At 72.5% G+C, this 11867-nt stretch carries 13 protein-coding genes; 12 read left to right on the plus strand and 1 reads right to left on the minus strand.

Features of this window, described 5'->3' with window-relative positions; all coding sequences use genetic code 11:
- The first annotated feature begins 9 nt into the window (after positions 1 to 9).
- The 5 genes from E1212_RS13990 to E1212_RS14010 all read left to right on the plus strand — a co-directional run bounded on the left by E1212_RS13990 (position 10) and on the right by E1212_RS14010 (position 4001).
- Entirely contained in the window at positions 10 to 957 is a 948-nt protein-coding gene (locus E1212_RS13990) for a PLP-dependent cysteine synthase family protein (RefSeq protein ID WP_131983418.1), read from the plus strand.
- Positions 958 to 971: 14 nt separating this feature from the next.
- Entirely contained in the window at positions 972 to 1544 is a 573-nt protein-coding gene (locus E1212_RS13995) for a dihydrofolate reductase family protein (protein ID WP_131983420.1), read from the plus strand.
- A 74-nt stretch (positions 1545 to 1618) separates the two neighbouring features.
- A complete protein-coding gene (murI, locus tag E1212_RS14000; RefSeq protein ID WP_131983422.1) occupies positions 1619 to 2452 on the plus strand; it encodes a glutamate racemase in 834 nt (277 codons plus the stop codon).
- Entirely contained in the window at positions 2449 to 3210 is a 762-nt protein-coding gene (locus E1212_RS14005) for an MBL fold metallo-hydrolase (protein ID WP_131983424.1), read from the plus strand. Before murI ends, E1212_RS14005 begins: the two co-directional genes overlap by 4 nt.
- Before the next feature lie 56 nt (positions 3211 to 3266).
- Positions 3267 to 4001 (plus strand): PIG-L deacetylase family protein, encoded by a 735-nt coding sequence (locus E1212_RS14010; protein ID WP_131983456.1) that lies wholly within the window; start codon positions 3267 to 3269, stop codon positions 3999 to 4001.
- Here the strand turns inward: E1212_RS14010 and E1212_RS14015 are convergent.
- A complete protein-coding gene (locus E1212_RS14015; protein WP_162605465.1) occupies positions 3995 to 4765 on the minus strand; it encodes a class E sortase in 771 nt (256 codons plus the stop codon). The two genes, E1212_RS14010 and E1212_RS14015, sit on opposite strands and share 7 nt — an antisense overlap.
- A 308-nt stretch (positions 4766 to 5073) precedes the next feature.
- Between E1212_RS14015 and E1212_RS14020 the strand changes: the two genes are divergently transcribed.
- The 7 genes from E1212_RS14020 to rdgB all read left to right on the plus strand — a co-directional run bounded on the left by E1212_RS14020 (position 5074) and on the right by rdgB (position 11704).
- Positions 5074 to 6873: a hybrid sensor histidine kinase/response regulator transcription factor gene (locus E1212_RS14020; protein ID WP_162605466.1), complete on the plus strand. Its 1800-nt coding sequence runs from the start codon at positions 5074 to 5076 to the stop codon at positions 6871 to 6873.
- A 139-nt stretch (positions 6874 to 7012) separates the two neighbouring features.
- A complete protein-coding gene (locus E1212_RS14025) occupies positions 7013 to 7873 on the plus strand; it encodes a class II fructose-bisphosphate aldolase (protein ID WP_131983430.1) in 861 nt (286 codons plus the stop codon).
- Positions 7870 to 8652, plus strand: a complete 783-nt coding sequence (locus E1212_RS14030; RefSeq protein ID WP_203416847.1) for an HAD-IA family hydrolase — start codon at positions 7870 to 7872, stop codon at positions 8650 to 8652. Before E1212_RS14025 ends, E1212_RS14030 begins: the two co-directional genes overlap by 4 nt.
- Entirely contained in the window at positions 8653 to 9333 is a 681-nt protein-coding gene (gene dhaL, locus E1212_RS14035; RefSeq protein ID WP_131983432.1) for a dihydroxyacetone kinase subunit DhaL, read from the plus strand.
- Positions 9330 to 10325, plus strand: coding sequence for a dihydroxyacetone kinase subunit DhaK (dhaK, locus tag E1212_RS14040; protein ID WP_131983434.1), 996 nt, complete (start codon positions 9330 to 9332; stop codon positions 10323 to 10325). Before dhaL ends, dhaK begins: the two co-directional genes overlap by 4 nt.
- 48 nt (positions 10326 to 10373) lie before the next feature.
- Positions 10374 to 11099 (plus strand): ribonuclease PH, encoded by a 726-nt coding sequence (gene rph, locus E1212_RS14045; RefSeq protein WP_131983436.1) that lies wholly within the window; start codon positions 10374 to 10376, stop codon positions 11097 to 11099.
- 5 nt (positions 11100 to 11104) lie between these two features.
- Positions 11105 to 11704 carry an RdgB/HAM1 family non-canonical purine NTP pyrophosphatase gene (gene rdgB, locus E1212_RS14050; protein WP_131983459.1) on the plus strand — a complete coding sequence of 200 codons (600 nt, stop codon included), beginning with the start codon at positions 11105 to 11107 and terminating at the stop codon, positions 11702 to 11704.
- The last annotated feature ends 163 nt before the right edge of the window (positions 11705 to 11867 follow it).

Here is an 11867-nt window from a genome sequence, read left to right on the forward strand (position 1 = left end):
ACAGGCAGCATGCGCTACGACTCCCTGCTCGACTCCCTCGGCCGGACGCCGCTGGTCGGGCTGCCGAAGCTGTCGCCGTCACCCGAGGTCAGGCTGTGGGCGAAGCTCGAGGACCGCAACCCGACCGGCTCGGTGAAGGATCGCCCGGCGCTGCGGATGATCGAGGCGGCCGAGGCCGACGGACGGCTCACGCCCGGCGCCACGCTGCTGGAACCGACGTCCGGCAACACCGGCATCGCGCTGGCCATGGCGGCGAAGCTCAAGGGCTACCGCATGGTCTGCGTCATGCCCGAGAACACGTCCGAGGAACGGCGCCAGCTGCTGCGCATGTGGGGCGCCGAGATCATCCCGTCGCCGGCGGCGGGCGGCTCCAACGAGGCGGTCCGCGTCGCCAAGCAGCTCGCCGAGCAGCACCCCGAATGGGTCATGCTCTACCAGTACGGCAACCCCGGCAACGCGCTGGCCCACTACGAGACCACCGGCCCCGAGCTGCTCGAGGACCTGCCCGAGATCACCCACTTCGTCGCCGGCCTGGGCACCACGGGGACGCTGATGGGCGTCGGCCGCTACCTGCGCGAGAAGCTGCCCGACGTGCAGGTCGTCGCCGCGGAACCGCGCTACGGCGAGCTGGTCTACGGCCTGCGCAACCTCGACGAGGGCTTCGTGCCCGAGCTGTACGACGAGACGGTGCTGACCTCTCGCTTCTCGGTCGGCCCGCACGACGCCGTCGAGCGCACGCGGCAGCTGCTCGAGCACGAGGGCATCTTCGCCGGCATCTCGACCGGCGCCGTGCTGCACGCCGCGCTGGGCATCGCTCGCAAGGCGGTCGACGCGGGCCGCCGCGCCGACATCGCGTTCATCGTCGCCGACGGCGGCTGGAAGTACCTGTCGACCGGCGCCTACGAGGGCACCGTCGACGAGGCCGAGGACCGGCTCGACGGCCAGCTCTGGGCCTGACGTACCGTTCTCTGATGCGCCAGCTGGTCTACTACATCGGCACGTCCATCGACGGGTTCATCGCCGGTCCGGGCGACGAGGTCGACTTCTTCCCGATGTCCGACGAGTACACGACCTGGATGTTCGCCCAGTACGGCGACGCCCTGCCGAGTCACGCCCGGCAGCTCGGCCGCATCGCGGACGCCCCGAACTCGCGGTTCGACACCATCGTCATGGGACGGCGCACCTACCAGCCCGCGCTCGACGTCGGCATCACCAGCCCGTACGCCCACCTGCGGCAGTACGTCGTCTCGCAGTCGCTCGAGTCGCCCGATCCCGCCGTCACGGTCGTCGACGGTGACCCGGTCGAGCTCGTGCGCAGGCTCAAGGCCGAGGACTCCGAGCTCGACATCTACCTCGCCGGCGGCGCCGGACTGGCCGGGGCGCTGCTGCCCGAGATCGACCGCATGGTGGTCAAGCAGTACCCCGTGGTCATCGGGTCCGGGGTGCCGCTGTTCACGACGGGATTCGCTCCGGTCGCGTTCGAGCTCACCGACGTGCAGACCTTCGGCAGCGGCCACGTCGTCCTCGACTACCGCCGGGCCTGAGCGCCCAAGCGGCGGCGTGGCGTTCGCCACGTCCGGGCTCCACCGTCCGCCGGTCGGCGTACGCTCTTGCTCCGATGAACGACGCACCGATCGGGATCTTCGACAGCGGAGTGGGCGGTCTGACGGTCGCCCGGGCCGTGCTCGACCAGCTCCCGCACGAGCCCGTCCTGTACGTCGGCGACACCGCGCGCGGACCGTACGGGCCGCGGCCCATCGCGCAGGTGCGCGAGTTCGCCCTCGACGTCATGGACACCCTCGTCGACGAGGGCGTGAAGATGCTGGTCATCGCGTGCAACTCGGCCAGCAGCGCGGTTCTGCGCGACGCCCGCGAGCGCTACGACATCCCCGTCGTCGAGGTCATCCAGCCGGCCGTGCGCCGTGCCGTCGCCGCCACCCGCAACAACACCGTCGGCGTCATCGCCACCCGCGCCACCGTCACGTCGCGCGCCTACGAGGACTCCTTCGCCGCCGCGCCGCACCTGACCATCACCACGCAGGCCTGCCCGCGCTTCGTCGAGTTCGTCGAGGCCGGCGTCACCCACGGGCCCGAGCTGGAGTCCGTCGCCCGCGAGTACCTGGAACCGGTGCGTGACGCGGGCGTCGACACCCTGGTCCTCGGCTGCACCCATTACCCGCTGCTCACCGGCGTCGTCTCGTACGTCATGGGCGAGGCGGTCACGCTGGTCAGCAGCGCCGAGGAGACCGCGAAGGACGTCTACCGCACGCTCGCCGACCACCGGCTGATGCGTTCGGACGAGCTGCCGGCGCCGACGCACCAATTCCGCTCCACCGGCGACGCGCGCCCGTTCCGCGAGCTGGGCCGCCGCTTCCTGGGCCCCGAGATCGCGTCGGTCGAGGAGACGTCCGAGCTGCCGGTGGTCGGACGCAACCTGGCGGTCGGGTCTTGAGGCTCACCGTCCTGGGATGCTCGGGATCGATGCCCGGGCCGGACTCGGCCGCGTCCGGCTACCTGGTCGAGGCCGACGGCACGCGTCTGGTGCTCGACCTCGGCAACGGCGCGCTCGGCCCGCTGCAGCGGCTCGTGGGCGTGGCCGGGCTGGCCGAGCTCGACGCCGTCGTCCTCAGTCACCTGCACCCGGACCACTGCATGGACCTGTGCGGGCTGTACGTCGCATTGCGCTACGGCGTGCCGTCGCCGCGGCGGGTCCCGGTCTACGGGCCCGACGAGACGGCCGAGCGCATGGCCGCCGCGTACGGCAAAGAGCCCGATCCGGGTCTGTCCGGCGAGTTCGACTTCCGGACCTACCCCGCCTCGCCGGCCGATGCGATCGCCGTCGGGCCGCTGACCGTCCGGGTGGTGCGGGTCGAGCACCCGGTTCCCGCGTACGCCGTCCGCGTCGAGCACGAGGGCCGGTCGCTCGTGTACTCCGGCGACACCGCGGCCACGCCGGCGCTGGTCGAGCTGGCCCGCGGCGCCGACCTGCTGCTCTGCGAGGCCGCCTACGCCGACGGCGCCGACAACCCGCCCGGCATCCACCTGACCGGGCGCGAGGCCGGCGAGCACGCCGCCGCGGCGGGGGTGCGTCGCCTCGTCGTCACGCACGTGCCACCATGGGGCGACCCGCAGCGTGCGGCCGAGCATGCGAGCGCGGTGTACGACGGCCCGGTCGAGCTCGCCGTGCCGGGGGGACGCTGGGAGGTCTGATGACGGAGAACACGGTCGTGCCCGAGTCCGAGCCGCTGCCGGAGCCGCCGTTCCCGATGCCGACGACGCCGCTGGAGCCGCTGCCCGAGGACTGGGAGCGTGCCCTCGTCATCGCCGCGCACCCCGACGACGTCGAGTACGGCGCCGCCGCGGCCATCGCGCGCTGGACCGGCCAGGGCAAGCAGGTCGTGTACTGCATGGTCACCAGCGGTGAGGCCGGCATCGACTCCATGCCGCCGGAGCAGACCGGCCCGCTGCGCGAGAAGGAGGAGCGCGACGCCGCCGCCGTCGTCGGTGTCGACGTCGTCGAGTTCCTCGGCTACCCCGACGGCGTCGTCGAGTACGGCCTGCCGCTGCGCCGCGACATCTCCCGCGTGATCCGCCGGCACCGTCCCGACATCGTCATCACCGGCAACTTCCACGAGACGTTCGGCGGCGTCATGCTGAACCAGGCCGACCACATCGCCGTCGGCAAGGCCGTGCTGGACGGCGCCCGCGACGCCGGCAACCGCTGGGTGTTCACCGAGCTGCTCGACGAGGACCTCGAGCCGTGGAACAAGGTGCGGGCCATCTGGGCGGCCGGCTCGCCCGAAGCGCGGCACGGCGCCGACATCTCCGAGACGTTCGAGCTGGGCGTCCGGTCGCTCGAGGCACACGCTGGCTACTTGGGCGCGCTGCCCGGCCACCCGGAGCCGTCGGAGTTCCTCGGCATGTTCGGCCGGCTGGCGGGCGCTCGCCTCGGTGTCCGGTACGCGTCCGCCTTCGAGGTCTACCCGCTGATGCTCTACTGATCCCGGGGCCGCTCGTCGACCAGCACTCCGGTGGCGAACATCCGCTTCTCCGACCCCCACCGCGGCCAGCACGTCGTCAGCGTCAGCCGGGCCTCGGTGGGCTCGGTGTCGTCGGGCTCGCCGGGGACCGGGTCGACCACCCACAGCTCCGTCGACTCGATGACGTTGCCGTCGTCGTCGCCGTCGGGCGCGTCGTCCAGCTCGTACCGGAACACGCCGTCGACCGTCTCGATCTCGACGATGTCGCCCTCGCGCAGCTCCGCGAAGCGCGCGAACGGCTCGCCGTGCCCGGACCGGTGCGCCGCGATGGCGACGTTGCCCAGCTGGCCGGGGTCGACGCTGTCGACGTAGTGGCCGGGGCCGTCCTTGAGGTCGCCGGGCTCGGTGCCCTCGAGGACGATGCGCTCCCAGCTGTCGCCGAAGCGCGGGATGCGCAGGATGCCGTAGGCGTCGCCCAGCTCGAGCGGCTCGGGCCCCGGTTCGGCCTCGGCATCGGCGTCGGTCTGCGCGTCGGTCTCGGTGCCCGTCGGCTGCTGCTCGGTGCGGTCGAGCAGGTGCTGCTCGAACTGGTCGCGCAGGTCGTCCTGGGCTGCCGCCGTCTGCAGCCCGGTGCCCCAGAACGTGTAGACGACGAACAGCAGAACGAGCGCGCCGGCGGTCAGCAGCAGCTCGCCGGCGATCCCGGCGGCCGCGAACAGCCTGCGACGGCCAGGAGCCCCGGTCCGGGGCGCCCGGCGATGCTTCGGCGCCGCCCTGCGCTGCACAGTCTCGAACGTAACCCGACACACCCTCGGTACGCAGGCGATCCGTGCTGTTCGCCGGCGGGTCACGTCCGTGCGTCCTCGTGATGAGCCGCCGGCTCCTCCGCCGCGCCGGAGTCGCCGACCGCCCGTCGCCCCCCGCCCCGCCCCACAGTCCACGTTGATCGTGGAGCAAGCGCGGGACTCATCGGGCAGATCGGACCGGAACCACGCGCCTTCTCCACGATCAACGTGGGGCTATGGGGCCGGTTCGGCGCGAGGCGGCCGTACGATGCCAGGACGAGTGCTTCCCACACCGCCGTGGAGGGGCCGTGACGACCCACGACCAGAGCCAGGCCCAGGCGCAGGCCGACGCGCTCGCGTCCGTGGTCGAGGACCTGGCCGGGAAGTTCTCGCTCCGCCCGCTGCTCGACCGCATCCTGCGCCGCTCGGTCGAACTCCTCGGCGCCGACGCGGGCTCGATCTGCAGCGTCGACGAGACCGCGGGCGTGTACCGCAAGGAGGCCGACTTCGGCATCGCCTGCCAGTCGGGCCGCAGCTTCCCGCTGTCCGAGGGCATGACCGGCGCCGTCGTCGCGGCCCGCGCGCCGCTCGTGTTCGACGAGTACGCGCAGGTGCCGGGCGGGCACGTCGCGCCGGCCGACCGCGCCACCCTGCACGGGGTCGTGGGGGTGCCGATCGCCTGGCGCGGCGCGGTCATCGGGGCGTGCATCGTGTTCAGCCGCGACCCCGACCGTGCGTTCACCGACGACGACGCGCGGCTGCTGGAACTGTTCGCCAAGCATGCCGCCATCGCGATCATCAATGCGCGCATGCACGAGCAGCTCGAGGAGCGCACCCGCGCCGAGGCCACGGCCGCCGAGCGCGAGCGGCTGGTCCGCGAGGTCCACGACAGCGTCGCGCAGGGGTTGGCAGCCGTGCTCGTGCACCTGGAGGGCGTCGACGCCGCAGGCACCGACGGCGGGCAGCTGGCGGCGGCGAGGGAGGCGGCACGGAGCGCGCTCGCGGAGTCGCGGCGGACGGCGCTGGGGCTGCCGCCGTCGTTGCTCGAGGGGCACTCGCTCGAGGAGGCCATCGGCGTCGAGGTCGCGTGGGCCCGCGCCACCGGCAACCTCGACGCCAAGCTGGTCGTCGCCGGGCGGCCGGCGCCGCTGACGTCCGAGGTCGCGCACCAGGCGTTCCGCATCGCCCAAGAGGCGCTCACCAACATCGTCCAGCACGCGGGCGCGGCGTCGGCGCGGGTCGGCATCGTGTACGGGACCGACGGGCTGGTGCTGCTCGTGCAGGACGACGGCCGCGGCTTCGACCGGGCGGCCACGCTGGAGCCGGGGCACGGCGGGTTCGGGCTGCGCGGCATCGTCGCCCGGGCACGGACGTACGGCGGCACCGTCGACGTCGAGTCGACGCCAGGCTGGGGGACGCAGATCCGCGCCGGCCTGCCCTACCTGCCGGACGGCGACGGCGGCACCGACCCGGCGGGGAGCCGGGCGGCGCACCGGCTGCGTGTCCTCGTCGTCGACGACCAGCCGGTCACGCGGGCCGGCGTGGTCCGGCTGCTCACGGCCGCCGAGCCCGGCGTCCAGGTGGTCGCCGAGATCGACCGCCCGCACGCGCTGCTCGACGCGTATCGCCTGTTGCAGCCCGACGTCGTGCTCGTCGACGCGTACCTCGACGGGCACGACGGCGTCGAGTGCACCCGGCAGCTGGTCGCCGAGGACCCCGGGGCGGCGGTCGTCCTCATGGGGGCGCGCTCCGGCGACCCGCTCGTCGGGCAGGCGCTGCGGGCCGGCGCGCGGGGATGCGTGGGGCCCGACGCCGACGGTCCCGAGCTGTCCCGCGCCGTGCTGGCGGCGGCGCACGGCGGCATCACGCTCTCGGCGAGCGTCCGCGACGGCCTGCCCCGGCCGATGCCCTCCGGCCCGGACGGCGCCGCCCTCACCGTCCGCGAGCGCGAGGTGCGTGACCTGCTGGAACGCGGCCTGCGCGACAAGCAGATCGCCGAGCGGCTGAACATCTCCGTCAAGACCGTCGAGAAGCACGTCGGCGCCGTCCTGCGCAAGACCGGGGCGAACAGCCGCACCGAGGTCGCCGCCCGCGGTGCCGCACGCTGAGGCCGTCGGCGCCCGCAAACTGTCGCCGTCGGCGCCCGCCCCGAGGTAGGGAAATCCCGCACACAGACGGGGAGGTTCCCCGAGGCGCCGCAGGCCGTCCCGGAAATAGCGTCGGGCCAGGACGGAAGGGGGTGGGCCGGTGCCCGTCGTGCCCACGAGGGAGATCCTGGACCGCGCCTTCGCCGAGCGCTACGGCGTCGCCGCCATCAACATCGTCAACGACCTGAGCATGGAGGCCGTCCTCGCGGCGGCCGTCCAGGAGCGGGCGCCGGTGATCGTCCAGACGTCGGTGAAGACGGTGAAGTCGATCGGGCTGGACCTGCTGTTCGCGATGTGGCGCGAGATGACCGCCGGCATCGAGGTCCCGGTCGCGCTGCACCTGGACCACTGCCCGGAGCGCCAGGTCATCACCGACTGCCTGCGCAAGGGTTGGAACAGCGTGCTCTTCGACGCGTCCGCGCTGCCGGTCGAGGAGAACCAGCGACAGACCGTCGAGGTCGTCGCGGAGGCGCACGCGCAGGGTGCGCACGTCGAGGGCGAGATCGAGTCGATCACCGGCGTCGAGGACGGCATCGGGTCCGACGAGGAGGCGGAACGGCAGTCGCTGGAGACGGCGCTGACGTTCATCTGCACCACGGGGGTCGACGTGTTCGCGCCGGCCATCGGCAACGCGCACGGCCGCTACAAGGCCGAGCCGAAGCTGGACGCACAGCGGGTCACCGACATCGTCGAGGCCGAGCCGATCCCGATCGCCCTGCACGGCGGCACCGGCATGACCCACGCCCAGTTCGCCGACCTCATCGCCCGCGGGTGCGCGAAGGTCAACATCTCGACCGCGCTCAAGGTGACGTTCATGCGGTCCCACCTCGAGTTCCTGCGCGACGCCGAGCAGCGCGACAGCTGGGATCCGCCGTCGCTGTTCACGGCCGTCCGCGCCGACGTGCTGGAGATGTCGGCGGATTTCATGCGCCAGTTCGGCAGCGCCGGGAAGGCCTGGTGACGGGCGTGCCCGCGCTGGTCTTCGACTGCGACGGCGTGCTCGCCGACACCGAGCGCTACGGCCACCTGCCCGCGTTCAACCAGACGTTCGCCGAGTTCGGCCTGCCGGTGCGGTGGAGCGAGGACGAGTACGCGGAGAAGCTGCTGATCGGCGGCGGCAAGGAGCGGATGGCGAGCCTGCTGACGCCGGAGTTCGTCGCCGCGGCCGGGCTGCCCACGGACGAGGACGGGCAGCGCGAGGTGCTGGCACACTGGCACCGGCGCAAGACGCAGCTCTACACCGAGATGGTCGCCGAGGGCCGGCTGCCCGGGCGTCCCGGCGTCGCGCGGCTGGTCGAGGAGGCGGCCGCGGCGGGCTGGGCGCTCGCCGTCGCGTCGACGTCGGCCGAACCGTCTGTCCGCGCCGTCCTCACGCACGTCGTGGGCGACGAGCGCGCCGCCGACTTCACCGTCCTGGCCGGCGACATCGTGCCGCGCAAGAAGCCGGCGCCGGACGTCTACCTGCTCGCGCTGGACCGGCTCGGAGCCGAGCCCGACGCCGTCGTCGTCGTCGAGGACAGCCGCAACGGACTGCTCGCCGCCGACGGCGCCGGGCTGCGCTGCCTGGTCACGGTCAACGGCTACACCGAGCACGAGGACTTCTCAAAGGCCGCCCTGGTGGTCAGCACCCTCGGCGACCCGGACGGCGAGCACACCACCGTGCTCGCGAACCGCACCGCCGCGAAGCCCGGCGAGTGGATCACGCTCGACGACGTGGCCGCGCTGCTGAAGGAGGCATGAATGGACGAGAGTTTCGCCGCCGTCGAGTACGTCGTGCGCACCATCGCCCAGACCGCCGTCGACAACGAGACCTATTTCGGCGACCTCGACGCCGTCGTCGGCGACGGCGACTTCGGCTACTCGATGGCCCGCGGCTTCGAGATCGTGCTGAGCGACTGGGACTCGATCGACCGCACCGACGTCGGCACGTTCCTCAAGAAGGTCGCCATCACCATCACCGGGCGCATCGGCGGCACGTCCGGGCCGATCTGGGGGACGGCGTTCCTGCGCGCCGGGTCGACGGCAGGCGACAAGACCGCCGTCACCGCGGAGGACGCCATCACCATGCTGCGGGCGGCGATCGAGGGGATCAAGACCCGCGGCCAGTCCGACGTCGGTGACAAGACGCTGCTGGACGCGCTGATCCCGGCCGTCGACCGGCTCGAGGCCGAACTGGCCACCGGCGCGGACGGGCAGGCGGCCCTGGACGCGGCGGCGGCGACGGCCCGCGAACGGGCGGAGGCGACGCGGGAGCTGATCGCCAAGCGGGGCCGAGCCGCGTACACGGGGGAACGCAGCATCGGCACGCTCGACGCGGGCGCCGTCGCCGTCGCCGTCATGGCCGAACGAGTCGCCGGGGGATGGGCGGACCACGCCACAGCCCCGACCACCACCCCGCCCACGCCGGAGGAGGCGCTGTGAAGAAGTTCGTCAACGATCCGAAGCAGTTCGTGCCCGAGATGCTCAAGGGCATCGCCCTGGCCAACCCCGGCACGCTGCGCTACGTGCCCGAGTACAACCTCATCATGCGCGCCGACGCGCCCAGTGACGACAAGGTCTCGATCATCCAGGGCTCCGGGTCGGGACACGAGCCGGCGCACGTCATGGTGGTCGGCAAGGGCATGCTCGACGCCGCCTGCCCGGGCGACGTGTTCTCGGCGCCGCCCATGGACTACGTGCTCGAGACCAGCAAGCTGCTGAACACGCCGAAGGGCGTGCTGCACCTGATCAACAACTACACCGGCGACCGCATGGCGTTCGACATGGGCCGCGAGCTGGCCGAGGCCGAGGGCGTCACCATCAAGACGGTCGTGGTCGACGACGACGTCGCGGTGAAGGACTCCACGTACACCGTCGGGCGGCGTGGTGTGGCCGGCAACTTCTTCGTCATCAAGGCGGTCGGGGCGGCGTCGGAGCAGGGCGCCGACCTGGACGAGCTCGTCCGGATCGGCGACAAGGTCAACTCCGTCACCCGGACCATGGGCATGGCTCTGACGTCGTGCACGCCGCCGGCCAAGGGCTCGCCGCTGTTCGAGCTCGGCGCCGACGAGATGGAGATGGGCGTCGGCATCCACGGCGAGCCGGGCCGCCGCCGCGAGAAGCTGGCCGACGCCAACACGATCATCGACGAGCTGCTCGAGGCCGTCGTCACCGACCTGCCGTACGAGCGCGGCGACAACGTCGCGCTGATGATCAACGGGCTGGGCGGGACGCCGATCAGCGAGCTGTACCTCCTGTACGGGCGGGCGCACGAGCAGCTGTCGGACCGGGGGATCACCGTCGGGCGCAACTACGTCGGCGAGTACTGCACGTCGCTCGACATGGCCGGCGTCTCGCTGACCCTGGTGAAACTGGACGACGAGCTGGTGTCGCTGTTCTCGGCGCCGGCGGAGATCGCGATCCGGACGTTCTGAGCGGGGGTTCGGCGCTGCGACCGGCGGCGAGACGATAGCTTGGGCCGCATGACCCGTATCGACGGCCGCAGCGCCGATCAGCTCCGCACCGTCCGGCTCACCCGGGGGTGGCTCGACCACGCCGAGGGCTCGGTGCTCGTGGAGTTCGGCAAGACGCGCGTCCTCTGCGCCGCGTCGGTCACCGAGGGCGTGCCGCGCTGGCGCAAGGGCTCGGGCCTCGGCTGGGTGACGGCGGAGTACGCCATGCTGCCGCGGTCGACGAACACCCGCTCCGACCGCGAGTCGGTCAAGGGCCGCATCGGAGGGCGCACGCACGAGATCTCGCGGCTCATCGGCCGGTCGCTGCGCGGCATCATCGACACCGCCGCGCTCGGCGAGAACACCCTGGTCATCGACTGCGACGTCCTGCAGGCCGACGGCGGCACGCGCACCGCGGCCATCACGGGGGCCTACCTCGCGCTGCACGACGCCGTCGAGTGGATGCGCTCGGAGAAGCTGGTGTCGGCGGACAAGAAGGTGTTGACCGACTCGGTGTCGGCCATCTCGGTCGGCGTGGTCGACGGCGTCCCGCTGCTCGACCTCTGCTACGAGGAGGACGTGCGCGCCGAGACCGACATGAACGTCGTCATGACCGGCGACGGGCGGTTCATCGAGGTCCAGGGCACGGCCGAGGGCGCGCCGTTCGACCGGCAGGAGCTCGACTCGCTGCTCTCGCTGGCCGGCGCCGGCTGCAAGGAGCTGACCGACCTGCAGAACGCGGCGCTGGTCGGGTGACCTCTGTGCCGAAGGTCGTGCTCGCCACCCGCAACGCGCACAAGGTGCCGGAGATCTCGCGGATCCTGTCGTCGGCCGGGGAGCCGGTCTCGCTGGTCGCCGTGTCGGACTTCCCCGGTGTCGAGGACGTCGAGGAGACCGGGCTGACGTTCGAGGAGAACGCGCTGCTCAAGGCCCGGTCCGTGGCCGCGGCGACGGGGCTGCCCGCGCTGGCCGACGACTCGGGGTTGTCCGTGGCCGCGCTGGGCGGGATGCCGGGCGTGTTCTCCGCCCGCTGGGCCGGCGTGCATGGCGACGACGGCGCCAACCTGCGGCTGGTTCTGGCGCAGCTGACGAGCGTGCCGGACTCGCACCGGCAGGCGGCGTTCGTGTGCGTGGCGGCGCTGGCCCTGCCCGACGGGACCTCCTGGACCTCCGAGGGTCGCTGCGACGGCGTGGTCGTGCGGTCGCCGCGGGGGACCAACGGGTTCGGTTACGACCCGATCTTCGTGGCCTCCGGGTCTTCTCTGACGACCGCCGAGCTGTCGCCGGACGAGAAGGACGCGATCTCGCACCGGGGGAAGGCGTTCCGGGGGATCGCTCCGCGTCTTGCCGCGTTGGCCTGACGTGTCGTCGGGGTGCGTCGGGGGTGCGCTGGGTTCCCCCGTCCCCCTGCTGCCCATTCTCTTAGCCCCGGACGGTCGCCTCAAGCGGACCCTGGTGGCGCTTCGCGCCGTGGGGGTCCGCTTGACCCGCCCGTCCGGGGCCTAAGAACGGGCAGCTATCAGG

The sequence above is a fragment of the Jiangella ureilytica genome (assembly GCF_004348545.1).
Classification (GTDB): Bacteria; Actinomycetota; Actinomycetes; order Jiangellales; family Jiangellaceae; genus Jiangella; species Jiangella ureilytica.

Coding starts and splice junctions, on each gene's coding strand:
- E1212_RS13990 (WP_131983418.1), top strand. CDS start 10: ATGCGCTACGACTCCCTGCTCGACTCCCTCGGCCGGACGCCGCTGGTC.
- E1212_RS13995 (WP_131983420.1), top strand. CDS start 972: ATGCGCCAGCTGGTCTACTACATCGGCACGTCCATCGACGGGTTCATC.
- murI (WP_131983422.1), top strand. CDS start 1,619: ATGAACGACGCACCGATCGGGATCTTCGACAGCGGAGTGGGCGGTCTG.
- E1212_RS14010 (WP_131983456.1), top strand. CDS start 3,267: ATGCCGACGACGCCGCTGGAGCCGCTGCCCGAGGACTGGGAGCGTGCC.
- dhaL (WP_131983432.1), top strand. CDS start 8,653: ATGGACGAGAGTTTCGCCGCCGTCGAGTACGTCGTGCGCACCATCGCC.
- rph (WP_131983436.1), top strand. CDS start 10,374: ATGACCCGTATCGACGGCCGCAGCGCCGATCAGCTCCGCACCGTCCGG.